Source organism: Paraburkholderia tropica, from assembly GCF_014171495.1.
GTDB classification, from domain to species: domain Bacteria; phylum Pseudomonadota; class Gammaproteobacteria; order Burkholderiales; family Burkholderiaceae; genus Paraburkholderia; species Paraburkholderia tropica.
Genome location: NZ_CP049134.1, coordinates 1,008,335 through 1,033,149, shown reverse-complemented (window position 1 = coordinate 1,033,149; position 24,815 = coordinate 1,008,335). Strand labels below are relative to the sequence as shown.

27 protein-coding genes are annotated in these 24,815 nt (G+C 65.5%); 17 read left to right on the top strand and 10 right to left on the bottom strand.

The genetic code is table 11. From position 1 onward, the window contains the following. Positions 1-107 precede the first annotated feature (107 nt). The 7 genes from kdpE to G5S35_RS04605 all read right to left on the bottom strand — a co-directional run bounded on the left by kdpE (position 108) and on the right by G5S35_RS04605 (position 8,701). Positions 108-806, bottom strand: coding sequence for a two-component system response regulator KdpE (kdpE, locus tag G5S35_RS04635; protein WP_065064506.1), 699 nt, complete (start codon positions 804-806; stop codon positions 108-110). Further along, the gene (locus G5S35_RS04630; protein ID WP_176080501.1) at positions 799-3,774 is read right to left on the bottom strand and encodes a sensor histidine kinase; all 2,976 of its coding nucleotides are present in this window, start codon (positions 3,772-3,774) and stop codon (positions 799-801) included. Before G5S35_RS04630 ends, kdpE begins: the two co-directional genes overlap by 8 nt. A gap of 187 nt (positions 3,775-3,961) precedes the next feature. After that, a complete protein-coding gene (gene kdpC / locus G5S35_RS04625; RefSeq protein WP_183038686.1) occupies positions 3,962-4,540 on the bottom strand; it encodes a potassium-transporting ATPase subunit KdpC in 579 nt (192 codons plus the stop codon). Between the two features lie 44 nt (positions 4,541-4,584). Beyond that, on the bottom strand, positions 4,585-6,669 hold the full coding sequence (gene kdpB / locus G5S35_RS04620) for a potassium-transporting ATPase subunit KdpB (protein ID WP_065064504.1): 2,085 nt from the start codon (positions 6,667-6,669) through the stop codon (positions 4,585-4,587). Positions 6,670-6,685: 16 nt separating this feature from the next. Continuing rightward, positions 6,686-8,491, bottom strand: coding sequence for a potassium-transporting ATPase subunit KdpA (kdpA, locus tag G5S35_RS04615; RefSeq protein WP_065064502.1), 1,806 nt, complete (start codon positions 8,489-8,491; stop codon positions 6,686-6,688). Next, a complete protein-coding gene (locus tag G5S35_RS04610; protein ID WP_237181343.1) occupies positions 8,488-8,598 on the bottom strand; it encodes a potassium-transporting ATPase subunit F in 111 nt (36 codons plus the stop codon). The genes kdpA and G5S35_RS04610 overlap by 4 nt, the downstream gene beginning before the upstream one ends. Beyond that, the gene (locus tag G5S35_RS04605; protein WP_065064636.1) at positions 8,576-8,701 is read right to left on the bottom strand and encodes a potassium ABC transporter ATPase; all 126 of its coding nucleotides are present in this window, start codon (positions 8,699-8,701) and stop codon (positions 8,576-8,578) included. Before G5S35_RS04605 ends, G5S35_RS04610 begins: the two co-directional genes overlap by 23 nt. Before the next feature lie 17 nt (positions 8,702-8,718). Here G5S35_RS04605 and G5S35_RS04600 point away from each other — a divergent pair, with 17 nt between their 5' ends. Continuing rightward, the gene (locus G5S35_RS04600) at positions 8,719-8,922 is read left to right on the top strand and encodes a hypothetical protein (protein WP_124261146.1); all 204 of its coding nucleotides are present in this window, start codon (positions 8,719-8,721) and stop codon (positions 8,920-8,922) included. 50 nt (positions 8,923-8,972) lie between these two features. Here G5S35_RS04600 and G5S35_RS04595 read toward each other — a convergent pair whose 3' ends face one another. The 3 genes from G5S35_RS04595 to G5S35_RS04585 form a co-directional block, all read right to left on the bottom strand. After that, complete coding sequence (locus tag G5S35_RS04595; protein WP_074984787.1) at positions 8,973-9,947, bottom strand: quinone oxidoreductase family protein; 975 nt, start codon at positions 9,945-9,947, stop codon at positions 8,973-8,975. Between the two features lie 83 nt (positions 9,948-10,030). Continuing rightward, entirely contained in the window at positions 10,031-10,420 is a 390-nt protein-coding gene (locus G5S35_RS04590) for a methylglyoxal synthase (RefSeq protein ID WP_065064498.1), read from the bottom strand. A 92-nt stretch (positions 10,421-10,512) separates the two neighbouring features. Continuing rightward, positions 10,513-11,292: an SDR family oxidoreductase gene (locus tag G5S35_RS04585; RefSeq protein ID WP_065064496.1), complete on the bottom strand. Its 780-nt coding sequence runs from the start codon at positions 11,290-11,292 to the stop codon at positions 10,513-10,515. A 322-nt stretch (positions 11,293-11,614) separates the two neighbouring features. Between G5S35_RS04585 and upp the strand changes: the two genes are divergently transcribed. The 16 genes from upp to G5S35_RS04505 all read left to right on the top strand — a co-directional run bounded on the left by upp (position 11,615) and on the right by G5S35_RS04505 (position 24,749). Further along, positions 11,615-12,265 carry a uracil phosphoribosyltransferase gene (gene upp / locus G5S35_RS04580; protein ID WP_065064494.1) on the top strand — a complete coding sequence of 217 codons (651 nt, stop codon included), beginning with the start codon at positions 11,615-11,617 and terminating at the stop codon, positions 12,263-12,265. 719 nt (positions 12,266-12,984) lie between these two features. Next, the gene (locus tag G5S35_RS04575) at positions 12,985-13,713 is read left to right on the top strand and encodes a YebC/PmpR family DNA-binding transcriptional regulator (RefSeq protein WP_065064492.1); all 729 of its coding nucleotides are present in this window, start codon (positions 12,985-12,987) and stop codon (positions 13,711-13,713) included. Positions 13,714-13,821: 108 nt separating this feature from the next. Continuing rightward, complete coding sequence (gene purD, locus G5S35_RS04570) at positions 13,822-15,096, top strand: phosphoribosylamine--glycine ligase (protein ID WP_183038685.1); 1,275 nt, start codon at positions 13,822-13,824, stop codon at positions 15,094-15,096. Positions 15,097-15,363: 267 nt separating this feature from the next. Beyond that, complete coding sequence (gene hemF, locus G5S35_RS04565) at positions 15,364-16,311, top strand: oxygen-dependent coproporphyrinogen oxidase (RefSeq protein ID WP_074984784.1); 948 nt, start codon at positions 15,364-15,366, stop codon at positions 16,309-16,311. Between the two features lie 4 nt (positions 16,312-16,315). Then, positions 16,316-17,044, top strand: a complete 729-nt coding sequence (locus G5S35_RS04560; protein WP_074984782.1) for a nicotinate-nucleotide adenylyltransferase — start codon at positions 16,316-16,318, stop codon at positions 17,042-17,044. Positions 17,045-17,046: 2 nt separating this feature from the next. Then, on the top strand, positions 17,047-17,511 hold the full coding sequence (gene rsfS, locus G5S35_RS04555) for a ribosome silencing factor (protein WP_074984781.1): 465 nt from the start codon (positions 17,047-17,049) through the stop codon (positions 17,509-17,511). A gap of 37 nt (positions 17,512-17,548) precedes the next feature. After that, entirely contained in the window at positions 17,549-18,019 is a 471-nt protein-coding gene (gene rlmH, locus G5S35_RS04550; protein ID WP_065064482.1) for a 23S rRNA (pseudouridine(1915)-N(3))-methyltransferase RlmH, read from the top strand. 225 nt (positions 18,020-18,244) lie between these two features. Further along, positions 18,245-18,868, top strand: a complete 624-nt coding sequence (locus G5S35_RS04545) for a Maf family protein (protein ID WP_065064634.1) — start codon at positions 18,245-18,247, stop codon at positions 18,866-18,868. Between the two features lie 9 nt (positions 18,869-18,877). Further along, a complete protein-coding gene (gene rng / locus G5S35_RS04540) occupies positions 18,878-20,347 on the top strand; it encodes a ribonuclease G (protein WP_183038684.1) in 1,470 nt (489 codons plus the stop codon). 179 nt (positions 20,348-20,526) lie between these two features. Beyond that, entirely contained in the window at positions 20,527-21,762 is a 1,236-nt protein-coding gene (locus G5S35_RS04535) for a tyrosine-type recombinase/integrase (protein ID WP_183038683.1), read from the top strand. A 91-nt stretch (positions 21,763-21,853) separates the two neighbouring features. Then, on the top strand, positions 21,854-22,831 hold the full coding sequence (locus G5S35_RS04530; RefSeq protein ID WP_183038682.1) for a DUF6387 family protein: 978 nt from the start codon (positions 21,854-21,856) through the stop codon (positions 22,829-22,831). A 180-nt stretch (positions 22,832-23,011) separates the two neighbouring features. After that, on the top strand, positions 23,012-23,242 hold the full coding sequence (locus G5S35_RS04525) for a helix-turn-helix transcriptional regulator (protein ID WP_183038681.1): 231 nt from the start codon (positions 23,012-23,014) through the stop codon (positions 23,240-23,242). After that, a complete protein-coding gene (locus G5S35_RS04520) occupies positions 23,242-23,550 on the top strand; it encodes a transcriptional coactivator p15/PC4 family protein (protein WP_237181342.1) in 309 nt (102 codons plus the stop codon). Before G5S35_RS04525 ends, G5S35_RS04520 begins: the two co-directional genes overlap by 1 nt. 293 nt (positions 23,551-23,843) lie before the next feature. After that, complete coding sequence (locus G5S35_RS04515) at positions 23,844-24,110, top strand: hypothetical protein (protein WP_183038680.1); 267 nt, start codon at positions 23,844-23,846, stop codon at positions 24,108-24,110. Beyond that, positions 24,103-24,393, top strand: coding sequence for a hypothetical protein (locus tag G5S35_RS04510; RefSeq protein WP_183038679.1), 291 nt, complete (start codon positions 24,103-24,105; stop codon positions 24,391-24,393). The genes G5S35_RS04515 and G5S35_RS04510 overlap by 8 nt, the downstream gene beginning before the upstream one ends. Further along, a complete protein-coding gene (locus G5S35_RS04505) occupies positions 24,390-24,749 on the top strand; it encodes a hypothetical protein (RefSeq protein WP_183038678.1) in 360 nt (119 codons plus the stop codon). The genes G5S35_RS04510 and G5S35_RS04505 overlap by 4 nt, the downstream gene beginning before the upstream one ends. The last annotated feature ends 66 nt before the right edge of the window (positions 24,750-24,815 follow it).

Sequence of the window (24,815 nt, the reverse complement as noted above, 5' to 3'; positions counted from 1 at the left end):
TGCAAGGTCGTCCTTACACGCCTGTAAGTATAGCACCAGTCTGGTGCGCGACGCGCGTCACCGAACCGCCTTGCCGCCCTACTCGCGACGCGGCTGCTTCACCTGCGTCACTGCACGCCCACGAGGCGATAGCCCACGCCCGTCTCGGTGACGATGTGCTCGGGCTGCGCCGGATCGCGCTCCAGTTTCTGCCGCAGATGCGCCATGTAGATGCGCAGATAGTGGCTGCTTTCCACGTGCGACGGCCCCCACACCTCGCGCAGCAACTGGCGATGCGTGAGCACGCGGCCCGCGTCGCGCACGAGCGTGGCGAGCAGGCGATATTCGATCGGCGTGAGATGCACGGGCGCGCCCTCGCGCGTCACCTGGCGCATGCCCAGATCGACGGTCACCGCGCCGAAGCTCACCTGCGGCGCCTCGTTCGCGCCGCCGCGGTTGCGCCGCCGCAGATGCGCGCGAATCCGCGCCAGCAGTTCGGAGACGCCGAAGGGCTTGGTCAGATAGTCGTCGGCGCCTGCATCGAGCGCGGCGACTTTTTCGCTTTCCTGGGTGCGCGCGGACAGCACGATCACCGGCAGATCGCTCCAGCCGCGCAGCTCGCGGATCACATCGAGACCGTCCGTGTCGGGCAGCCCCAGATCGACGATCACGAGGTCGGGCTTGCGCGTGGCCGCCTCGACGAGCCCCTGCTTGCCGGTTTCGGCGTCGTAGACCGTGATGCCCTCGCCCTCCAGCGAAGCACGCACGAAGCGGCGGATCTGTTTTTCGTCTTCGATCAGGACAACGGCAAGACTCGGATCACTCATGGTCGGGATGCGGGTTCGAATGCGATGCAGGTTTCAGATCGAAGGTTGAAGGCGCCGAAGCGCCGTCGCGCGCTTCATGCGTCTCGTCATGCGCGTCGTCATGCGCGTCGAGCGCGTCATGAAGGCCGTGTTCCGCGTCGGCTGCATCGGCCTCTTCGGACTCGGCGACGTCGCTCGGCAACGGCGGCGGCGCCTCCACGGGCAGCGCGAACCAGAACGACGCGCCTTCCGTCTGGCCGTCGGCATCGACGCGATTGGCCGCGCCGATTGTACCGCCGTGCGCTTCCACAATCGCGCGGCAGATCGCGAGCCCGAGCCCGATGCCCGGTTTCGCCGACTCTTTCTCGCCACGCGTGAACTTCTCGAAGATGCGCTCGTTCATGCCAGGCGGCAGGCCCGGCCCGCGATCGTCGATGCTCACGCGCACGAAAGGCTGGCCGTGCTCCTCGATGCGGCGCGCGGCGATCGTCAGCGGCGTGTCGGGCGGCGTGTATTTCGCCGCGTTTTCCAGCAGATTCGAAAAGAGCCGCTCCATCAGCACGGCGTCGAGCTGCAGCAACGGCAAGCCCGCCTCCAGCTTCACCTGCACCGGATGGCGCGCGAGCACGCGGCGGCACGCGGCGAGCGCCGCGCCGACGGTTTCCTCCAGCAGCGTCCACTGCCGGTTGAGCTTGAGGCTGCCGGCCTGCAGACGCGCCATGTCGAGCAGATTCGTGACGATGCCGGTCATGCGCAGCGCCTCGTCGTGTATCGCCTCGATCAGCTCGCCGGTGCGCGCGCTGTGCGTGTCGTCAGGCGCGCCGGGCTCGTGCGTCTGCGCCAGCATCGACGAAAAGCCGACGATGGTCGTGAGCGGCGTGCGCAGATCGTGCGAAATCGCCGAAAGCAGCGAGTTGCGCAGCCGTTCGGACTCCATGTTGACGAGCGCGTCGCGCGCGATCTCCACGTAGTGCACGCGTTCGAGCGCGAGCGCGATCTGCGCAGCGAAGGCGTCGAGCATGCGCTGCTGCTCGGGCACCTGCAATTCGCGCGCATCGCGCGTGACCACGGCCAGCACGCCGCGCGTGCGCATCGGCGCCTTGAGCGGCAGATAGCGCGCGGCGGCCGCGGGCAAGGTGTCGGTGCCGTGACCCGCCGGTTTCTGCTGGTCGTAGACCCACTGGCCGACGTCGAGATCGAGGCTCGCGGCGTCGAGCATGATCTGCGGATCGGGGTCCTCGATCTTCTGCTGCACCTTGTCGGCGCTATCGGGCAACAGAATGCCGACGCGCGCGTTGAACACCTCGCTCACATGGCGGCTGCCGATCGCGACGATCTGCTCGGTCGCGAGCGCGGCGGCGAGTTCGCGCGCCATCGCATACATCGCGCCGGTGCGCTGTTCGCGGCGCTGCGCGACGCTCGCCTCGCGGCGCAGGCTCGACGTGAGATGGCTGATGACGAGCGAGGTCAGCAACATGCCCACGAAGGTCAGCAGATACTGCGTGTCGCTGACCGAGAACGACAGGCGCGGCGGCACGAAGAAAAAGTCGTAGGCGGCCACGCTCGCGAACGAGAGCATGACGCCCGGCCCGCGCCCGAGCTTCGTGGCCGCGAAGATCACGCCGAGCAGATACAGCATCACGAGATTGGCGAGCGCGATGCGGTCGTTCAACTGGTTGGCGAGCAGCGTGATGCCCGCGCAGATCGCCAGCGCCGCCGCATACGCGCGCGGCGGCGAGCGATGCGCGGCGCCCTCGGCGATGGCCTCGCGCCACGCGTTGGCGGCGCGCGCGGCGGCCGAGCCCGCGTCGCGCCCATCGCGCCCGCTGCGGCCGATCAAACGGTCGACGTCGTTGCCGCTCGCGCGCACCAGCGTCAGGTCGACGTCGCCGGATTGTTCCGCGAGCCGCTCGCCGAACGGCCTGCGCCACCAGCGCGAGAAGCCGCTGCGCAGCGACGCGCCCGCGACCAGCTTCGAGACGTTGCGCAGCCGCGCGTAACCCGCGAGCGTGACGGCGGCGTCCTCGCCCGCGAGCGTCGAGGTTTCCGCGCCCAGTTCGGAGGCCAGCTTGAGCGCGCCGAGCGTGCGTTCGCGGATCGCGTCGGGCAGGCGCTGGAGCTTCGGCGTTTCGACGTAGACGGCAATCCAGTCGGCCTTGAGACTCGCGGCGAGGCGCGCCGCCGCGCGCACCAGCGCAGGCGCTTCCGGCCCCGGCCCGACGCACACGAGCAGCCGCTCGCGCGCCTGCCAGACGTGCTGGATCGAGCGGTCGGCGCGGTATTCGTGCATCTGCGCGTCGACGCGGTCGGCCGTGCGGCGCAGCGCCAGTTCGCGCAGCGCGATCAGATTGCCCTTGCGGAAGAAGTTGCGCACCGCGCGCTCGGCCTGCGCGGGCAGATACACCTTGCCGTCGCGCATGCGGTCGAGCAGTTCCTCGGCGGGCAGGTCGACCAGCGTGACTTCGTCGGCGCCGTCGAACACGCGGTCGGGCACCGTCTCCCAGACGCGGATGCCGGTGATCTGCCCGACCACGTCGTTGAGGCTTTCGAGGTGCTGCACGTTGACGGTCGTATAAACGTCGATGCCCGCGTCGAGCAGTTCGTAGACGTCCTGCCAGCGCTTCAGATGGCGCGCGCCCGGCACGTTCGAATGCGCGAGTTCGTCGACCAGCACGAGTTGCGGCTTGCGCGCGAGCGCGGCGTCGAGATCGAATTCGTCGAGCATGCGGCCGCGATACGCGAGGCGCTGGCGCGGCATCACGTCGAGGCCGTTCGTAAGCGCGGCGGTTTCGCTGCGCCCATGCGTTTCGACGATGCCGACCACCACGTCCACGCCTTCGTCGGCGCGGCGGCGCGCGGCTTGCAGCATCGCGTAAGTCTTGCCGACGCCCGCCGACGCGCCGAAGAAAATCTTCAGCTTGCCGCGGCGGCGTTTTTCTTCATCGCGTTGCAGCCGGTCGAGGAGTTCGTCGGGATCGGGACGGTTCATGCGGATTTCGCGTTATGTGTTTCGCGTGTTGTGCGCAGTGTGGTGATTCGCACCCGGCGCGGGTCGGCAAGCGCCGGAACGCCATCGCCGATCGTCTCACCGTGGCGCCGAAATGGCAAACCGCACGCCGCGCGAAAGGCGGCGTGCGGTGCCCATCCAGCCTGCGAGGCTTACCCCGTCAGCGGATTCAGCTCACTTCCTTGCCGTCGAGCGCGAGGTTCAGCTCCAGCACGTTCACGCGCGGCTCGCCGAGCAGGCCGAACTGGCGGCCCTGGGTGTAGCGGTCCACGAGCGCCTGCACGTCGCCGGCGCTCAGATGACGCGCCTTCGCCACGCGTGCGACCTGGTACGCGGCGGCGGCGGGCGAGATCTCCGGATCGAGACCGCTCGCCGACGAGGTCACGAGATCGGCGGGAATCGGCTGCGAGACGTCGGTGCCCGCAGCCTTGAGCGCGTCGATGCGGCCTTTGACTTCATCGGCGAGCGCCGGGTTGGTCGGGCCCAGGTTCGAACCGCCCGAACCCTGCGCGTTGTACGGCATCGGCGAGGTGGCCGAGAGGCGGCCCCAGAAATACTGGGGCGCGTCGAACTGCTGGCCGATCAGCTCGCTGCCGACCACCTTGCCGTCGACTTCGACGAGGCTGCCGTTGACCTGGCGGTGGAACACGGCCTGCCCGAACGCGGTCATCACGGCCGGATAGACGAGCCCGGTGATCGCCGCGAGCACGGCGAAGATCACGATCAGAGGACGAAACTGCGATTTCATTTTGGCTTCCTGTTCAATTGCAAAGCGCATTTGCAAGGCGCACCTCAAACCCAACCGAACGCCGCGAGCACCATGTCGATCAGCTTGATGCCGACGAACGGCACCAGAATCCCGCCGAGCCCGTAGACCAGCAGATTGCGGCGCAGCAGGATCGCCGCGCCGAGCGGCCGGTACTTCACGCCCTTGAGCGCGAGCGGAATCAGCAGCACGATGATCAGCGCGTTGAAGATCACCGCCGAGAGAATCGCGGAGGCCGGCGTGGCGAGATGCATCACGTTGAGCGCGTTCAGCTGCGGATACGTGGTGGCGAACGCGGCCGGAATGATCGCGAAGTACTTGGCGACGTCGTTGGCGATCGAGAAGGTCGTGAGTGAGCCGCGCGTCATCAGCATCTGCTTGCCGATCTCGACGATCTCGATGAGCTTGGTCGGATTCGAATCCAGATCGACCATGTTGCCCGCTTCCTTCGCGGCCTGCGTGCCGGTGTTCATCGCCACGGCGACGTCGGCCTGCGCGAGCGCCGGCGCGTCGTTGGTGCCGTCGCCGGTCATCGCCACGAGCTTGCCCTGCGCCTGATGCTCGCGAATCGTCGCCAGCTTGGTTTCCGGCGTGGCTTGCGCGAGGAAGTCGTCGACACCGGCTTCGGCGGCGATCGCGGCGGCGGTCAGGCGGTTGTCGCCCGTCACCATCACGGTCTTGATGCCCATCTTGCGCAGCTCGGCGAAGCGCTCCTTGATGCCGCCCTTCACCACGTCCTTCAGCTCGATCACGCCCAGCACGCGCGCATCGTCGCCGTGACGCTCGGCCACGACGAGCGGCGTGCTGCCGCGCCGCGCGACTTCGTCCACGGCCGTGTTCACTTCCGAGGGGAAGCGGCCGCCGTGCTGCTCGACGTAGTTCTTCACCGCGTCGGCGGCGCCCTTGCGGATCTCGCGCCCCGGCAGGTCCACGCCGCTCATGCGCGTCTGCGCGCTGAACGCGAGAAACACGGCCTGGAGCGCATGCATGTCGCGCTGGCGAATGTTGAAGCGCTGCTTCGCGAGCACGACGATGCTGCGGCCCTCGGGCGTTTCGTCGGCAAGCGAGGCCAGTTGCGCGGCGTCCGCGAGCGCTTCTTCGTTCACGCCCGGCGCGGCCACGAAAGCCGACGCCTGACGGTTGCCGAGCGTGATCGTGCCGGTCTTGTCGAGCAGCAGCACGTCGACGTCGCCGGCCGCTTCCACGGCGCGGCCCGAAGTGGCGATCACGTTGGCCTGCATCATGCGGCTCATGCCCGCCACGCCGATCGCCGAGAGCAGCCCGCCGATGGTGGTCGGAATCAGGCAGACGAGCAGCGCGGTCAACGCCGTGATCGTCACCACGTGGCCCATCTTCGCGGCTTCGACCGAGAACATCGAGAACGGCAGCAGCGTTGCGGTGGCGAGCAGCAGCACGAGCGTCAGCGCGACCAGCAGGATCGTCAGCGCGATTTCGTTCGGCGTTTTCTGGCGCTTCGCGCCTTCGACCATCGCGATCATGCGGTCGAGAAACGCCTCGCCCGGATTCGCCGTGACGCGCACGACGATCCAGTCGGACAGCACGCGCGTGCCGCCCGTGACCGACGAAAAGTCGCCGCCCGACTCGCGGATCACCGGCGCGGATTCGCCCGTGATCGCCGATTCGTCGACCGAGGCCACGCCTTCGATCACCTCGCCGTCGGCGGGAATCGTGTCGCCGGTTTCGACCAGCACCACGTCGCCCTTGCGCAGATCGGTGGCGGTCGTGATGCGGATCGGCGCCTTCGGATGCGGCTCGTTGAGCTTCTTCGCCATCACGTCGCGCTTGGCCTGGCGCAGCGAGGCGGCCTGCGCCTTCGAGCGGCCTTCGGCGAGCGCTTCGGCGAAGTTCGCGAACAGCACCGTGAACCAGAGCCACAGCGCGACCGCGAGAATGAAGCCCGCGGGCGCTTCGGCCTGCCCCATCAGCGCCGCGATCCAGAGGATCGTCGTGAGCACGCTGCCCACGTAGACGCAGAACATCACCGGGTTGCGCAGCTGCGTGCGCGGATTGAGTTTCCTGAACGAGTCCACGATGGCCGGGCGCACCAGCGCCGGATCGAACATGGACCGTGTTGCACTATGTTGTGTCATTTCGAAAGATCCCCGTTCAATGCACGCCGAGCATGATCAGATGCTCGACACCCGGACCGAGCGCAAGCGCCGGCACGTAGGTGAGCGCGCCCACCAGCAGCACGCAGCCGAGCAGCAGCACGACGAACAGCGGGCCATGCGTGGGCAGCGTGCCGCCCGTCACGGCGATGCGCTTCTTGCTCGCGAGCGAACCCGCGATCGCCAGCACCGGCACGATGGTGCCGAAACGGCCGAACCACATCGCAATGCCGAGCAGCCAGTTGTAGAACGGCGTGCTGACGGTCAGGCCCGCGAACGCGCTGCCGTTGTTGTTCGCGGCAGAGCTGAACGCGTAGAGGATTTCGGAGAAACCGTGCGCGCCCGGATTGGCGATGCCGGCCTTGCCCGCGGCGGTGAGCACGGCGATCGAGGTGCCGAGCAGCACCAGCAGCGGCGTGAGCAGAATCACGATCGACACCATCTTCATCTCGAACGATTCGATCTTCTTGCCCACGTATTCGGGCGTGCGGCCGATCATCAGGCCCGCCACGAACACCGCGAGCAATGCGAACACGAGCATGCCGTAGAGGCCCGAGCCCACGCCGCCGAAGATCACTTCGCCGAGTTGAATGAAGAGCATCGGCACGAGGCCGCCGATCGGCGTGAGCGAATCGTGCATCGCGTTGACCGCGCCGCACGACGCCGCCGTGGTGGTCACGACGAAAATGCCCGTCTGCGCGATACCAAAGCGCGTTTCCTTGCCTTCCATGTTGCCGCCGGCCTGCAGCGCACTCGCGTGCTGATCGACGTTGAGCGACGTGAACATCGGGTTGCCGCTTTGTTCCGCGGACAATTCGACGCCCACCGCCACGGCGAACGCGATCGTCATCACCGCGAGCACCGCCACGCCCTGCCGGCGGTCGCCGACCATGTTGCCAAACACGAGACAGAGCGCGGCCGGAATGATCAGGATCGCCAACATTTCGACGAAGTTCGAAAACGGCGTCGGGTTTTCGTACGGATGCGCGGAATTGGCGTTGAAGAAACCGCCGCCGTTGGTGCCGAGCATCTTGATCGCTTCCTGCGAGGCGACCGGACCCATCGCGAGCGTCTGCGTCGTCACCTTGGTATCGACGGTGACGGCGTTGCCCTTCTCGTCCTTGACCGGATTGCCCTGCGCATCGAGCTTCGGCGCGGCATAGGTCGTGGTTTGCAGCGTCGGCACGTCCTGATACGACTTGAAGTTCTGGATCATGCCCTGGCTCATCAGCAGCGCCGTGACGAGCGCCGCCATCGGCACGAGGATGTAGAGCGTCGTGCGCGTGAGGTCGACCCAGAAGTTGCCGATGGTCTGCGCCGAATGGCGTGCGAAACCGCGAATCAGCGCGACCACCACGACGATGCCGGTGGCCGCCGAAAGGAAGTTCTGCACCGTGAGACCGAGCATCTGCGTGAGATAGCTCACGGTCTGTTCGGGCGAATAGTCCTGCCAGTTCGTGTTGGTGACGAAGCTGACCGCCGTGTTGAACGCGCCGTCCACGGTCATCGCGCCGAAGGTCTGCGGATTGCCCGGCAGCCAGCCTTGAATGCGCAGCAGCAGGTAGAGGAAACCCACGCCCAGCACGTTGAACGAGATGGTGACGAACGCATAGCGCTTCCAGTTCATCTCGGCGTTGACGTCCACGCCCGCGAGGCGATAGAGCAGATTCTCCACCGGCGCGAACAGGCGCACGACGCGCGAACGGCCGTCGAGCACGCGCGTGATATAGCCCGCGACGGGCACCGCGAGCGCCAGCAGCACGGCGATGAACAGCCCGGTTTGCAGCAGATTGTTGGCGTTCATTCGATGTCCTCCGCGCGCAGCAGCGCATGGACGAGATAGACGAACAGCAACAGCGTCGCCGCCCCGACAACCAGAAAATCCAGGTCATGAGCGCGCTCCCTTGACACCCTGATCGGCGCGGCGGTACTGCATGAGCTTCTCGCAGCCGGCGATCAACGCATAAGTGAGCGCGGCGAAGACCGCCAGCCCCCCGATATACAGCACATCCATTGTCGTGTTCTCCATTGATGGATGGCGGTAAGGTAAGGTTTATCGCGTTAAATCCGGATCAAAGCTTGGGGCGTGCGTATAAAAAACGCGTAAACGCGGACGGCATCGGTATGCGCATGCGCGCGCGCCGCCTTGTCGGACAAGGCGCGGCGGCGCGCGAAAGCAAACGGGCGGAAAGTAAAAGACAAACAAAGGACAAACAAAAAGGCGCGCATGGCTGACATGCGCGCCTTTTTTATCGGCTGGAAACGCCGTGAGCGAAACCGCGTGTTTACGGCAGCAGGATCGTCGAACCCGTGGTGCGGCGCGCTTCGAGATCGGTGTGCGCCTGGCCCACGTCCTGGAGCGCGTAACGCTGATTGATCGACGTCTTCACCTTGCCCGAAGCCACCGCCTCGAACAGCTCGGCGGCCATCGCTTCGTAGTCGGCGCGTTTGGCGATATAGGTGAACAAGGTCGGGCGCGTGAAGAACAGCGAGCCGCGTCCCGCGAACTCCGACGAATCGATCGGCGGCAGCGGCCCCGACGCATTGCCGAAGCTCACGAACATGCCCAGCGGCGCGAGGCAGTCGAGCGACTTCGTGTACGTGTCCTTGCCGATCGAGTCGTACACCACGGGCACGCCTGCGCCGTTCGTGATCTCGCGCACGCGCGCCGTGAAGTCCTCGCGCGTGTAGACGATCGGGTGATCGCAGCCGTGCGCCTTCGCGATCTCGGCCTTTTCGTCCGAGCCCACTGTGCCGATCACGGTCGCGCCCAGCGCCTTCGCCCACTGGCAGACGATCAGGCCCACGCCGCCCGCCGCCGCCGAAATCAGGATCGTGTCGCCGGCCTTCACGCGATAGGTGCGGCGCAGCAGATATTGCGCGGTCAGGCCTTGCAGCATGAGCGAGGCGGCCTGCTCGTCGCTGATCGAATCGGGCACGCGGATCACCTGGTCGGCGCGCAGCACGCGCTCCTGCGCATACGCGCCCGGCGGACGCGCGACATAGGCGATGCGCTCGCCCACCTTCACGCTCGTCACGCCCGCGCCGACCGCCGTCACCTCGCCGGCCGCTTCCATGCCCAGACCCGCGGGCAGCGCCTGCGGATAGAGGCCGGTGCGGAAATACACGTCGATGTAATTCAGACCGCAGGCGGTCTGCTTCACGCGGATCTCGCCCTCGCCCGGCTCGCCCACTTCGACGTCCACCCACTTCATGACGTCGGGGCCGCCGGTCTTGTCGTATCGGATTGCCTTGCTCATCTCATGTCTCCTTGAGTCGTGCCAATGCGTGCAAAAGTCGGAGTCAATCTGTCTCGCTGCGTTTCGATGTGTCTCGATGCGGCTTACACCACGTCCTTCATACGCTGCGTGAGCACGTCGAGAATCATGCGCGCCGTCGAGATGTTGGTCGCGCACGGCACGTCGTGCACGTCGCAGGCGCGCACGAGTGCGTTGATGTCGGGTTCGTGCGGCTGCGGGGTCATCGGATCGCGCAGGAAAATCACCACGTCGACCTTGCCCTCGGCCAGTTGCGCGCCGATCTGCAAATCGCCGCCGTGCGGGCCGGACAGCATGCGCTCGACGTTCAGGCCGTGCGCCGCCTCGATGCGCCCGCCGGTCGTGCCCGTGGCGAGCAGCGCGCAGCGGCGCAACGTGTCGACGTATTCGCCGGTCAGCCGGACGATGTCGTCTTTTTTATGGTCGTGCGCGATCAGCGCGACGCGGGTGGGCATGGCCTTCTGCTCCTTGGGTATGTCGGGTGTCGATGAAAGAATCGCGGCGTGCCGGCCGGATGACCGGACGCCGTCGTGCGCACTATGCCCGCTCAGAAGGTGCCCGGATAGGCGCCGCCGTCGATGAGCCAGTTCTGTCCGGTGATATAGCCCGCGTGCACGCTGCACAGGAACGCGCAGGCGCGGCCGAATTCGTCGGGCGTGCCGAAGCGGCCGACCGGAATCGACTTCACGCGGCGCGCGCGCACTTCGTCGAGCGAAAGATTCTGCTTCTGCGCCTGAGCGACGATGGTCGAGCGGATGCGGTCGGTGTCGAACGCGCCCGGCAGCAGGTTGTTGATCGTCACGCCCGTGCTCGCGACCTGGCGCGCGACGCCCGCGACGAAGCCCGTGAGTCCCGAGCGCGCGCCGTTCGACAGGCCCAGCACGTCGATCGGCGCCTTCACCGACGAACTCGTGATGTTGACGATGCGCCCGAAACCGCGCGCGGTCATGCCGTCGATGGTCGCCTGGATCAGCGCGATCGGCGTGAGCATGTTGCCTTCGAGCGCGGCGATCCACTGCTCGTGCGTGAAGCTGCGGAAATCGCCCGGCGGCGGACCGCCCGCATTGTTCACGAGAATGTCCGGCGACGGGCACGCAGCCAGCGCGGCGGCGCGGCCCGCTTCGGTGGTGATGTCGCAGGCCACGGCCTTGACCTCGACGCCGGTCGCGGCGCGGATCTGCGCGGCGGTTTCCTCGAGCGTCTGCTCCGTGCGCGCGACGATCGTCACGTTCACGCCCTCGGCGGCGAGCGCCTCGGCGCAGCCGCGCCCCAGTCCCTTGCTTGCGGCGCACACCAGCGCGCTGCGTCCTGCGATGCCCATGTCCATCTTGTTGCGTCCTCTTTCTGTGCCTGCGTGAACCTGCATGAACGAAGCGTGACGGCGGCGTGGCGATCCGGCGATCCGGCGGTCCGGCGATCCGGCACCCACGTCCGCGTCCGATTTTTGCGATTCTAGAAGAATCGCGCCGCACGCGTGGGACGCCGCTGCCGATCCTGGTCGATCCACACGCCAATCCGCACGCCGATCCCACGCCACGGCCGCGTCGTTCGCCCGCCGTTCCCGTATACTTGAGTCCGTCACGCGGACCGGCCGTTTTCAGGCCCCGTCCAGCGCCCCCGATATCTCTAGCAGCCTTGTGCGCCCCGTCATGAAACAGGACAGCCGTTTTCCAAATCTCTTCATCCTCAATCACCCGCTGATCCAGCACAAGCTCACCCACATGCGCGACAAGGACACGTCCACGCGCACGTTCCGCGAGCTGCTGCGCGAGATCACGCTGCTGATGGGCTATGAAATCACGCGCGACCTGCCGGTCGCGTCGCGCCGCGTGCAGACGCCGCTCGTCGAAGTCGACGCCCCGGTGATCGCCGGCAAGAAGCTCGCGATCGTGCCGGTGCTGCGCGCGGGCGTGGGCATGTCCGACGGCCTGCTCGAACTGGTGCCGTCGGCGCGCGTGGGCCATATCGGCGTCTATCGCGCCGACGACCACCGTCCGGTCGAATACCTCGTGCGCCTGCCGGATCTGGAAGACCGCACCTTCATCCTCTGCGATCCGATGGTCGCCACGGGCTACTCGGCCGCGCACGCCATCGACGTGCTCAAGCGCCGCGGCGTGCCCGGCGATCGCATTCTGTTCCTCGCGCTGGTGGCCGCGCCCGAGGGCGTCGAGGTGTTCCAGAAGGCGCACCCGGACGTGAAGCTCTACGTGGCCTCGCTCGATTCGCACCTCGACAGCCACGCGTACATCATTCCGGGTCTCGGCGACGCCGGCGACCGCCTGTTCGGCACCAAGAACTAAGACAGGCGGGCGTCGTGGGACGTGGGCGCGCGTTTGTGCCCACGCCCGCGCCGGCTCCGCACGGACTGTCTGCCGCTTGTCGCGCTTGTCGCGCTTGTCGCGCCTGGCTTTGCGCGGCGTATAGCGCCACAGCCAGCGTTCGCGGCCTCCTGCTCGCGCCCCGTTTACGGCGCCCCGCCGCGCCTGAGCGCTTCGCCACACGAATCGTCCGGCCACGCGCGGACAACCCCGCCGCCGTCCGGCCCGAACCCGCACGCCGCGCGCAATCGCAGCGACGGGGCGAAGCCGACGGGTCCCGGCGTGATAAAATTCAGATCCACCTGACGGCCGCTGTGGTCCGAAGCACGGCCGGTCCCGCGCGCGGCGCAACCCGCCCGGAACCGATGCAAGGCCGATGCGCCCGGGCGCGCGCACCGGAAACCGGTCCCGCTCGCGTGCGCCGTACACGCCGGACGCCTCGAATGCGTTGGACCATTCGCGTGCGCCGGGCGTTTCGGCCGCATGCAGCGACCGGCAACGATCGGGAAGGATCGGCGCCTGAGCGGCAGCCACCCAGGGCGGACAAGACACTCAAGGGCACACCGGCCTCGCCGCTCGACAGCGCGCGAGCGCGTCCGGCAATCGTATTGAGCACGGTATTGAGCACTGCGGCATCGACACTGCAGCAACGACAACTGCACTAGCACCATGCACGCGCGGAGCGTGCGACGGAGAAAGGTATGGCGGGTCATTCGAAATGGGCCAACATCAAACACAAGAAAGCTGCGGCTGACGCCAAGCGCGGCAAGGTCTGGACGCGGCTCATCAAGGAAATCCAGGTGGCGGCGCGCATGGGCGGGGGTGAAATCGACTCGAACCCGCGTCTGCGTCTGGCCGTCGACAAGGCCTATGACGCCAACATGCCCAAGGACAACATCAACCGCGCGATCCAGCGCGGCGTGGGCGGCGTCGATGGCGCGAACTACGAAGAAATCCGCTACGAAGGCTACGGCATCGGCGGCGCGGCGGTCATCGTCGACACCATGACCGACAACCGCACCCGCACGGTCGCGGAAGTGCGCCACGCGTTCTCGAAGTTCGGCGGCAACATGGGCACGGACGGCTCGGTGTCGTTCATGTTCGATCACATCGGCCAGTTCGTGTTCGCGCCGGGCACGCCCGAAGACAAGCTGATGGACGCCGCGCTCGAAGCGGGCGCCGACGACGTCGTGACGAACGAAGACGGCAGCATCGAAGTGGTCTGCCCGCCGAACGACTTCCAGAAGGTCAAGGACGCGCTGGAAGCCGCGGGCTTCAAGGCCGAAGTGGCCGAAGTCACGATGAAGCCGCAGACCGAAGTCGAGTTCACCGGCGACGACGCCGTGAAGATGCAGAAGCTGCTCGACGCGCTCGAAAACCTGGACGACGTCCAGGAGGTGTACACCAACGCGTCGATCGCCGACGAATAATGGCATCGGCGCGGGCGCGGGCAGCCCCGCGCCCGCACGCGCATTCCACGGCTGGCGCAGGTCGCGCCGGCCGCAACTGTTTCTGGTTCTGGTCTTTCGGGGATTTACATGAAGTTACTCGTCGTCGGTTCTGGCGGCCGCGAACATGCGCTGGCGTGGAAACTCGCCCAGTCGCCGCGCGTGCAGCTCGTCTACGTCGCACCGGGCAACGGCGGCACCGCGCAGGACGAGCGGCTCGCCAATGTCGACATCACGGACATCAACGAGCTTGCCGATTTCGCCGAGCGCGAACAGGTGGCGCTCACCGTGGTCGGCCCGGAAGCACCGCTCGCCGCGGGCATCGTCAACGTCTTCCGCTCGCGCGGTCTGAAGGTCTTCGGCCCGAGCAAGGAAGCCGCGCAGCTCGAAAGCTCGAAGGACTTCGCCAAGGCGTTCATGAAGCGCCACAACATCCCGACCGCTGCCTACGAGACCTTCGCCGACGCGACGGCCGCGCACGCCTACGTCGATCAGCAGGGCGCGCCCATCGTCATCAAGGCCGACGGCCTCGCCGCGGGCAAGGGCGTGGTCGTGGCGATGTCGCTGGAAGAAGCGCATCAGGCGATCGATTCGATGCTCGCCGACAACAAGCTCGGCGACGCCGGCGCGCGCGTCGTGATCGAGGAATTCCTCGCGGGCGAGGAAGCAAGCTTCATCGTCATGGTCGACGGCAAGCACGTGCTGGCGCTGGCGTCGAGCCAGGACCACAAGCGTCTGCAGGACGGCGACCAGGGCCCGAACACGGGCGGCATGGGCGCCTACTCGCCCGCGCCCATCGTCACGCCGCAGCTGCACGCGCGCGTGATGCGCGAAATCATCCTGCCGACCGTGGCGGGCATGGAGAAGGAAGGCATCCGCTACACGGGCTTCCTGTACGCCGGTCTGATGATCGACGCGCAAGGCAACCCGAAGACGCTCGAATTCAACTGCCGCATGGGCGATCCGGAAACACAGCCGATCATGGCGCGCCTGAAGGGCGACTTCTCGAAGGTCGTCGAGCATGCCATCGCCGGCACGCTCAACCAGGTCGAGCTGGAATGGGACCGCCGTACCGCGCTGGGCGTGGTGCTGGCCGCGTACAACTACCCGGAAACGCCGCGCAAGGGCGATCGCATCAGCGAAATTCCGGCGGAAACCGACGACTCGGTCACCTTCCACGCTGGCACGCAGATCGTCGACGGCAAGCTGGTGACGGCGGGCGGCCGGGTGCTGTGCGTGGTCGGTCTCGCCGACTCGGTGCGCAGCGCGCAGAACGTGGCCTACGAGACCGTGAACCGCATCTCGTTCGACGGCATGCAGTATCGCCACGACATCGGCTATCGCGCCGCGGGGCGCAAGCAGTAAGACAGCGGCACGCGGCGCGCGGACCACGGTGTGCGCGCTGCCTGTCGACACAGCATCTCGACGACGGGCGCCATGCGGCGCCCGCGCGTCATCTGGCCCCTTCGTCCGACCGCCTGTCCGCGCAGGCTCGAAGCCAGGCCGATGCGGCGCTACACTGCCGCGTAGTGACACATAGCGGCGTTCGGAACGCCGTCCCGACCTCCGCGCAAACCGGCACAAGCCGGCGCGGCACCGTTCGGCCCGAGGCCGACAACCCCTTCAGCACCGATGAACGAACCGATTCAGACTGGCCAGACCGGCGCCACGCCCGATAGCGCGGCAGTACGCGCCTGGCTCGCGGGCCTGCAGACGCAGATCGCCGACACGCTCGGCGCTTTCGACGGCACGCCCTTCGCGACCGACGCCTGGCAGCGCGCGCCCGGCGAAAAGCTGCGCGGCGGCGGCTGCACGCGCATCCTCGAAAACGGCCAGTTCTTCGAGCGTGGCGGCATCGGCTTTTCGGACGTGCAGGGCGACGCCCTGCCGCCCTCGGCCACGGCGGCGCGCTCGCAACTCGCCGGACGCGGTTTCGAGGCGATGGGCGTCTCGCTCGTGCTGCATCCGCGCAATCCGTACTGCCCGACCGTGCACATGAACGTGCGCCTGCTGATGGCCACCAAGCCTGGCGAAGCGCCCGTGTTCTGGTTCGGCGGCGGCATGGATCTGACACCGTATTACGGCTTCGAGGAAGACGCGCAGCATTTCCACCGCGTCTGCCGCGACGCGCTCGCGCCCTACGGCGCGGAGCTGTATCCGCGCTTCAAGCAATGGTGCGACGAGTACTTCTTCCTCAAGCATCGCAACGAAGCGCGCGGCGTGGGCGGCATCTTCTTCGACGACTACGCCGAAGGCGGCTTCGAGCAGGCGTTCGCGATGCTCAAGAGCGTCGGCGAAGGCTTCCTGAAGGCGTATGTGCCGATCATCGAAAAACGCCGCGCCCTGCCGTACGGCGAGGCCGAGCGCGACTTCCAGGCGTACCGGCGCGGCCGCTACGTGGAATTCAACCTCGTCTGGGACCGCGGCACGCACTTCGGCCTGCAAAGCGGCGGCCGCACCGAATCGATCCTGATGTCGATGCCGCCGGGCGCAAGCTGGCGCTACGACTGGGAGCCGGAAGCGGGCACGCCGGAAGCGCGCCTCTACACCGACTTCCTGCCCGTGCGCGACTGGATCTGACACCGTGACGCAAGCGTTCATCGCTCCGGCTCACGCGCTCGCACGGCGCGTCGGCCTGCTCGGCGGCACTTTCGACCCGATCCACGAGGGCCATCTGGCGCTCGCGCGGCATTTCGCGCGCGTGCTCGGCCTGACGGAGCTGATCCTGCTGCCGGCCGGTCAGCCGTGGCAGAAGCCCGGCGTGACGCCCGCCGCGCACCGCCTCGCGATGACGCGCGCGGCCGCCGCCACGCTGGCGCTGCCGGGCGTGACGGTCACGGTCGACACCGACGAGATCGAGCACGACGGCCCGACCTACACGGTCGAAACGCTGCGCCGCTGGCGTGCGAAGTCCGACGCGCACGGCCGGCCCAACGCCGACGCCGCGCTCACCATGCTGATGGGCGCGGATCAACTGCTGCATCTGGATTCGTGGCACGAATGGCGCGAGCTGTTCGCGCTCGCGCATCTGGGCGTGGCGAGCCGCCCCGGTTTCGATTTTGCGGCGCTGCCCGCCGCCGTCGCCGCCGAAGCGGCCGCGCGGCGCGCCGATGCAGCCACGCTCGCGAGCACGCCGAACGGCCATCTGCTGATCGACGACACGCTCGCACTCGACGTCTCGGCGACCGAAATCCGGCGCGATATCGCCGCCTGCGTGGCGGCGCGGCAACGCGCCGGCGACATCGCCGAAAAAATTCCCGCGCCAGTGTGGGACTATATTCTTCAACATCATTTGTACAGGCACCACGGGTAAATATGGACATCCGCAAACTTCAGCGCACCATCGTCGACGCTCTCGAAGACGTCAAGGCACAGGACATCCGCGTCTTCAACACGAGCCATCTGACCGAGCTGTTCGATCGCGTGGTCGTGGCGAGCGGTACGTCGAACCGTCAGACCAAGGCACTCGCTTCGAGCGTGCGCGAAAAGGTCAAGGAAGCCGGCGGCGACATCGTCAGCACGGAAGGCGAAGAGACCGGCGAATGGGTGCTCGTGGATTGCGGCGACGCGATCGTCCACATCCTGCAACCGGCGCTGCGCCAGTACTACAACCTCGAAGAAATCTGGGGCGACAAGCCGGTGCGTCTGAAGCTCGCGGAAAACACGGGCTTCGTGGGCGCGCGTCCGAGCGAGCCGATGGACGACGAGGACGAAGTCGACGCACCGGTCGCCGCGAAGAAGACCGCGCGCAAGACGCCGGCGCGCAAGAGCGCGAAGTAAGCGCGCGCGTCGCATTGCGCACGTCGAGTTACGCACGATGAAACTGCATATCGTCGCCGTCGGCCACAAGATGCCGGACTGGATCGCCGAGGGCTTCGAGGAATACACGAAGCGCATGCCGCCCGAGCTGCGCATCGAGCTGCGCGAAGTGAAGCCCGAGCAGCGCTCGTCGGGCCGCTCCGCCGAAAGCGTGATGGCCGCCGAGCGCACGCGCATCGAGGCGGCGCTGCCGAAGAACGCGCGCCTTGTCGCGCTCGACGAACGCGGCAAGGACTGGACCACGATGCAGCTCGCCCAGGCGCTGCCCGGCTGGCAGCAGGACGGCCGCGACGTGGCCTTCCTGATCGGCGGCGCGGACGGCCTCGATCCGCAGCTCAAGGCGCGCGCCGACACGCTGCTGCGCCTGTCCTCCCTCACCCTGCCGCACGCGATGGTGCGCGTGCTGCTCGCCGAGCAGCTTTACCGCGCGTGGACCATCACGCAGAATCACCCCTATCATCGCGTTTGATATCCGTTTGATATCCATTTGAAGCTGGATTGATGCCGGATTGATGTCCGCTCGAGCGCCCGCCACGATGACCGCCTTCGGCCATCGTCGCAGGCTCTAAGCGGCTTCGAAGCGGCTTCGCTGCAGCCTCAAAGCGGCCGGCGCGTGCCGCCGTGCGCGCATCATGCCGGACGCATCGACGCCGCAACGCCGCTCCCCCCGAACTCCGCCCGTGAAGACGCCCCGATGACCACCACCGCGACTTATCCGTTCGTCTATCTCGCCTCGCAGAGCCCACGCCGCCAGGAGCTACTGCAACAGCTCGGCGTGCGTTTCGAACTCCTGCTGCCGCGTCCCGACGAAGACGCCGAAGCGCTCGAAGCCGTGCTGCCCGGCGAAAGCGCCGCCGTCTACGTCGAGCGCGTGTGCGCCGCGAAAGCCGACGCCGCGCGCGCCCGGCTCGTGGCGGGCGCGCATGCGCACGCGCCGATCCTGACCGCCGACACGACCGTGAGCATCGACGGCCACATCCTCGGCAAGCCGCACGACGCCGCCGAGGCCTTCGCGATGCTCGAACGCCTCGCGGGCCGCGAGCACGAAGTGCTCACCGCCGTGGCCGTGGTGAATGCGGAAGGCGTGTGCCTGCCCGTCGCGGTCTCGCGTTCGCACGTGCGTTTCGCCGCCGCCCTGCCCGCCGCGATCGCCCACTATGTGGCGAGCGGCGAGCCGTTCGGCAAGGCCGGCGCGTACGGCATTCAGGGCCGCGCGGCGGAATTCATCGAGCGAATCGACGGGTCCTATTCGGGTATCATGGGTTTGCCTCTGTTCGAAACGGCCGCTCTCCTGCGCGCCGCGAGCATCGACTTCTAAACAACAATCATGAACGAAGAAATCCTGATCAACATTACGCCACAGGAGACGCGCGTCGCGCTGGTCCAGCAGGGCGCAGTACAGGAGCTTCACGTCGAGCGCACGCTGTCGCGCGGGCGCGTCGGCAATGTGTATCTCGGCAAGGTCGTGCGTGTGCTGCCCGGCATGCAGTCGGCTTTTATCGACATCGGTCTGGAGCGTGCCGCGTTTCTGCACGTCGCCGACATCTGGCATCCGCGCATCGCCGGCGAAACGCATTCGAGCGCGCATCATCAGCCGATCGAAAAGACCGTGTTCGAAGGCCAGACGCTGATGGTGCAGGTCGTGAAGGATCCGATCGGCACCAAGGGCGCGCGCCTGTCCACGCAGGTCAGCATCGCGGGCCGCACGCTCGTCTATCTGCCGCAGGAGCCGCATATCGGCATCTCGCAGAAGATCGAAAGCGAAGCCGAACGCGAAGCCGTGCGCGCGCGCCTCACGGCCGTGCTGCCCGCCGACGAGAAAGGCGGCTACATCGTGCGCACGATCGCCGAAGACGCGACCAGCGAAGAACTGGCCGCCGACGTCGCCTATCTGCGCAAGACCTGGGCGACCATCATCGCGCAGGGGCAGCGCCTGCCCGCGACGAGCCTGCTCTATCAGGACCTGAATCTCGGCCAGCGCGTGCTGCGCGATTTCGTCAACGACGAAACCACGCGCATCCAGGTGGATTCGCGCGAGACCTTCCAGAAGCTCAGCGAATTCGCCGGCGAGTTCACGCCCGCCGTGCTGCCGAAGCTGCATCACTACACCGGCGAGCGTCCGCTGTTCGACCTCTACAACATCGAGGCCGAAATCCAGCGCGCGCTGTCGCGCCGCGTCGACCTCAAGTCGGGCGGCTACCTCGTGATCGACCAGACCGAGGCGATGACGACGATCGACGTGAACACGGGCGGCTACGTGGGCGCGCGCAACTTCGACGACACGATCTTCAAGACCAATCTCGAAGCGGCGCACACGATCGCGCGGCAATTGCGTCTGCGCAATCTGGGCGGCGTGATCATCATCGACTTCATCGACATGGAGAACCTCGAGCATCGCGATCAGGTGCTCGGCGAACTCAAGAAGGCGCTCGCGCGCGACCGCACGCGCGTGACCGTGAACGGTTTCTCGCAGCTCGGTCTCGTGGAAATGACGCGCAAGCGCACGCGCGAATCGCTCGCGCACGTGCTCTGCGAGCCGTGCCCGACGTGTCTCGGCAAAGGTCAGGTGAAAACCTCGCGCACGGTCTGTTACGACGTGCTGCGCGAAATCCTGCGCGAGTCGCGCCAGTTCAATCCGCGCGAATTCCGCGTGGTGGCGTCGCAGCAGGTGATCGATCTGTTCCTCGAGGAAGAGTCGCAGCATCTCGCGATGCTGATCGATTTCATCGGCAAGCCGGTGTCGTTGCAGGTGGAGTCGAATCTGAGTCAGGAACAGTATGACATAGTTTTGATGTAGGGTTTACCCTATATCAAGCCATATCACCCGACCCCACCAAAAGCCTTGTTCTACAAGGCTTTTTTAATTTCCCTGTATTTTCCCGTATCATTTTAACTCAGCTAAGCGCGCCTCAAATTGGTAGCTAGATTGGTAGCTAGAGTTCAGAACAATGCGGGTGCTGGTCAGGAGCAAAACAGGTGGCAAAGCGGCAGACGAATCTCCTCTCGGACATCGAGCTTAAGCACCTCGTGCGCATCGGCTCGCCTGTCGCAAAATCGGATGGTGCTGGACTCACATTCACGCTGTCGCCGGCGGGCACAGCGACGTGGGTGCTCCGCTTCAGTCACGGCGGGCGCCGCCACGAACTGACGCTCGGCAACTACCCCGACCTCGCTCTGACTGCGGCACGCAAGCTCGCCGCAGCGAAACGCGTCGAGGTCCAGCAAGGCACAAACCCCGCCGTCGAGAAGCGCAAGGAAAGAGCGCGGAAGGACTGGAGCGTTCGACAGCTCGCCAAGGACTATCGCGAGCGCGTCCTGGCGGAACTAGCGGACAGCACGCAACAGAGCTACGGCAGGAATCTCGACCGCGTCGAGCGTGGCATGGGATCTCTGTCAGTGCGAGTCGTCACTGCTGCCGACATCGTCGCCGAGATCGAGCGCACGAAGCTCGGATGGGTTGAGGAATTCACGCATTGGTGCGTACTGAAGGCGATCTTCAAACACGCTGTCGGCAAACGATTGATCGACGCGAATCCATGCGCCGGCGTCGTACTGGAGGCGATCATCGGGAAGCGGCCACCTGTGCGCAAGCGCCTGATGCTCACCGACGACGAGATCCACGTGCTGATGAACGCGAAGATGCGCGACGTGAACCTATTCGCGCTGCGTGTCTGTGTAGCAACCGGCGTGCGGATCAGTGAGCTATACACGGCACGCCGCGAGGACGTTCATCTCGACGAGGCGCGCTGGCATATCCCGGAAAGCAAGACAGGCCCGGCGATGGATATTCCATTGGCACCGGTCGTCATCGAATGGTTTGAGCGTCTCTTCGAGCTAGCGGCTACATCCGACTATGTGCTACCTGCACGCTTGAGCAATCGGCTCGAGCGCTACGACGGCGACACGCACGTGTCGAAGGATGCCATCCGCGAAGCTATCGACTACTGGATCGAGAACCATTCGCCCGAGATCCGGAGATTCACGCCGCACGACCTGCGTAGCACGATGAAGAGCCACATGCGCAAGCTGGGCGTCTCGCGCGACATTTCCGAAATGTGCCTGAACCACAAGCTCACCGGCGTCGAAGGCATCTACGACCAGTACACGTATTGGGACGAGCGGAAGGCCGCGTTGGAATTGTGGGCGATGTTTCTGACGGCGCGCATGCGCAACGAACAATGGAATGTAACGCCGCTTCGCGGGGCGGCGTAACGGTTTGCCGCGCCTAGCCCGACGGGGCGAAGACCGGGTGCCCTACCCGGCTGGCGCGGCTCCTCAATAGGGCTTTGCTTCGGGGCGAGCAATGGCAAATCGGTTTATCAAGGCGGCCGACCTTCCACCGGAATTCTCCATTGAGAAGTACAGCATCTGCAGAACGTGGAACGCTGGACTCTGGGCAATAAACCTGGACCGTCGGATCTATCGGAGACGAGAAATTGAATCGGTTCTCAAAAACCCGGAGCCAAAGTACGCATCAATGCTGCGCGACGCGTGCCTTGATGTCTTCAAAGATCCAGAAATAGAATGGGCCTCTGATGAGGATGGTCGCAGGATGCTTTCCTCCGGATCCAAGGCGTACGCCTGTCGCGTGCGTGATGTTAGTTGCCTGGAATATCTAAGCGCGCACGAAATTTTCACCAACGAAGCATTTGCAAAATATGCCGATGCCTATCGATTTCTTGAGACATTGAAAATTCGATTCAATGCTGACGGCACATTCGAAAGGCCGACTCATTGGAACGACGAAGCGACTCGCGATGAAATCGCCGCCAAGAAAGATGCCTGCCTAAAATTTCTCACCGACACTCCAGAGTGGCAGATAGAGCCAAGCGATACAGCGGCTGAACGACCAGAAATACCTGCTTTCGTCCAAAAGTATGACGACAGCTCGTTCGCATTCGCGACAGTCGATCTAAACGCATCAGACGACGAACTGGCAGATGATTTCCGGAAATGGCTGCGCCACGCACGCGAAACACGTGGCGTGCGTGCTGCCGCCCGCGAATTCTCCCTCAATGACATGCAAAAGTGGGCCGACATGCGAGTGTTGGCGTACATCGACTTGCAATCCTGGCTCTTACTCACTGAGCAGAAAGCGACTAACGCCGTTTTGGGTCGGGTGCTTTTCCCCGATGAGTTCGACATCGGGCTCGATGACCGGGTCAGAAAGGTGGTCGCAGATTACGCGGCGGACCTGATGAGCCCACATGTTGTGCGCGCTATGCAATCTCAGTATCTGAAAGCGGAACGGGAAACTCAAAATTCCGCTCCGGAATCTTGATCCAAAAATTCAATTCCGGACGGTATTTTTGAGCTTACCAAACCGGAGCCAATTTCGAGAATTGCCGTTACTCGAAACGCTGATTAATCATCCATAGTATTGGGGTCGCTCGTCGCAAGTTGAATCAACTGACGGCGCGATACCCCCGAGCAGTATCGCGCCATAACAGGAGTGATACTGATGTCCGATCTCGCCAAAGCGCTGCTCTCGAAAGCGCTCATTTCGTTCGACTCTCTGCCGAACTCGGCGCACGTCGACGTGCGTACCGTCGCGGCGCTATACGGCTGCTCCGTCCCAACCGTCTGGCGGCGAGTGGCCGCCGGCCTCATCCCCGCGCCGAAGAAATTCGGCCACTCCACACGTTGGAACGCAGGACAGCTCCGTGCCAACCTGATGCCGGAGGCCGCGTAATGCAAAAGAAAAACGCCCGCCTCCCCGAAGGAATGACGAGCGCCCTAGACAGCGCCAATGTTAACACCGGTTCCGACCTTCTGGCGCGATTCCTCGATGCTGTGAAGAATCCAAGCGAGCGCCTGCGCGTCGACGTCAAGGAATATCGGGGCAACACCTACATCGACATTCGCGTCTGGTACGTGACGGACGACGGCGAGTATCGACCGTCGAGCAAGGGCGTGATGTTCAAGCCGTCCCTGGCGGCCGAGCTGATGCGTGGCCTCGCGCTCGCGGCGCGCGCCTTCGATCCGAAGGCGGTGAACTGATGACGCCCCAGAAAAAGACCTTGCACCGCGTAAACCCGGGGGCGTATACTTTTTTCGTGCCTGAAACAACAGGCCACCGGATTGGCGTCCGGGTAATGAATTGGCGGACAACCGCCGCAGTGCGGTTTTTTTACGTCCGTACGCCTTTGCACGCCTTCAATGGTCGGGCCTTGGCGGGGGTGCCTTCGGGCACGCCGGTTTCCAATTCGCCGGTACGCCAACCCTGTCTTGTGCCCGGCCACCCCAATTGGCGTTGGGAGCCGGGTTCCGAAACCCGAATTGGAGGCCGCACGATGCTGCGCCATATCCCCGCTCGTTCCGAGCAAACGCAATCCCCTGACCGATTTCCCCTGTTCGTTCGCGCTGGCCGTCTCGCCGCCGAGCTCTGGCTGCTCTCTGCGCCGATGAGCGCTGGCGCCCTGCGTGATCTTCACTTTCGCAATCTGGTCGCTGATACCGACGAGATGCCTGGCGACGCACTCCGCCGCGAAGCGTTCAACGACGCCTTCGCACGCCGTCTCGCCGAGGCCATCGTCCGCGCGGAGGTGTGCCATGGCTAATGCTCTGTTCTGGCTCGGCGACAACATCGGAATGTCCGACGACACCGGGCGCGTGCACATCCGTCTCGCCGACAGCCTTGGCGCCCAATTTGACGTCTCGATGGTAGAAGCGGTTGCACTCGCTGACCAACTCGATCCGGCTGGACGTTCGCGCCTTCAGCAAGCCATGCAGTTCATTGCAGATGGCGGTCGCATCAACCCCAAGGATCTCGCCGCGTGGAGCGCAGCAGGAAGCGCGATCGCAGAAGCCTTTACCATCAGCGCGCGCGGAGGTGTGCAATGAGCAAGCAACAGGAAAACATCGCCGTCAACGCGCCGAACGAACTTGAACTGCTCGACGAGATCGACCAGGCATCTGGCCTCCTCGCGAGTGCTGCCCAGTCGTTCGCGGATCTCGCCGCGCTGCTTGAGGCTGTTGTGGCCGCCGCGCCGGCTGGTTCGCTTCAAAGCCGCATCGCCCGCGCAGGCCAGAATCTCTGCGACAACCTCGAGAGCGACTTCACGAATTACAGTCTCGAGTTTTCGCGCGGCAGCGAACAGCATTCGCGTGCACTTGGCCTTGACGAGTTTCGTCGTTTCTCAGTTGCTAAGCAGTCCTCATCTAAGTCGGGAGGCGTATGCGCGACGGTCAAGCAATAAAGGACCGCCTCAATCAGGCGATAGCGCGTGAGTTACAACGCTGTGCGAATGCGATGGGATCGCAAG